Source organism: Saccharothrix sp. NRRL B-16348 (genome assembly GCF_001280085.1).
Classification (GTDB): domain Bacteria; phylum Actinomycetota; class Actinomycetes; order Mycobacteriales; family Pseudonocardiaceae; genus Actinosynnema.
In genome coordinates this window covers 1-775 of sequence record NZ_LGED01000199.1, presented here as the reverse complement: position 1 = coordinate 775, position 775 = coordinate 1, and the positions used below count along the sequence as shown (strand labels likewise).

At 69.4% G+C, this 775-nt stretch carries 1 protein-coding gene; it reads left to right on the top strand.

The window, feature by feature from the left end:
* Positions 1–16: 16 nt before the first annotated feature.
* A partial coding sequence (locus ADK67_RS20950) for a ricin-type beta-trefoil lectin domain protein (RefSeq protein WP_231648289.1) occupies positions 17–775 on the top strand: 759 nt, incomplete at its 3' end.

Genomic DNA, 775 nt, shown 5'->3' with positions numbered 1-775 from the left:
CGGGAACGTGCTGGACGTGACGGCGCCGTTGGCGGCGCAGACGGGTCCGGGCAACTGGAACGACCCGGACATGCTGGTCGTGGGTCGTCCGGGTCTGACCCTGACGGAGTCCCGCACGCACTTCGCGTTGTGGGCGTTGATGGCCTCGCCTCTGGTGGCGGGTAACGACATCCGCACGATGTCGTCGGACATCAGTGCGACGCTGCGGAATCCGCGGTTGATCGCGGTGAACCAGGACAAGCTGGGTGCGGGTGGTCGGCGGGTCCGCGACGACGGCAACACCGAGGTCTTCGCCAAGTCCCTGTCCGACGGCTCGGTGGCCGTCGGCCTGATCAACCGCGGCGGCAGCACGGCGACCATCACGACCACCGCCGCGCAGGTCGGCCTGACGGGCAGCTCCTTCACCCTCACCGACCTGTGGACCGGCGCCACGTCCGGCAGCACCGGCCAGATCTCGGCGAACGTCCCGGCGCACGGCTCGGCGGTCTTCACGGTGTCCGGCGGCACGCCCGCGGCGGCGACGACGTCGCGGTTGCGTGGTACGGGTTCGGGTCGGTGTGTGGATGTGGACAACGGGTCGACGGCGGCGGGTGCGGCGGCGTTGATCTGGGACTGCCACACGGCGGCGAACCAGTTGTGGACGTCGTGGGCCAACGGTGAGATCCGGGTGTTCGGGGACAAGTGCCTGGACGCCTACAACCAGGGCACGACGAACGGCACGAGGGTGATCACGTGGTCGTGCAACGGCCAGGCGAACCAGCGTTGGACGTTCCAG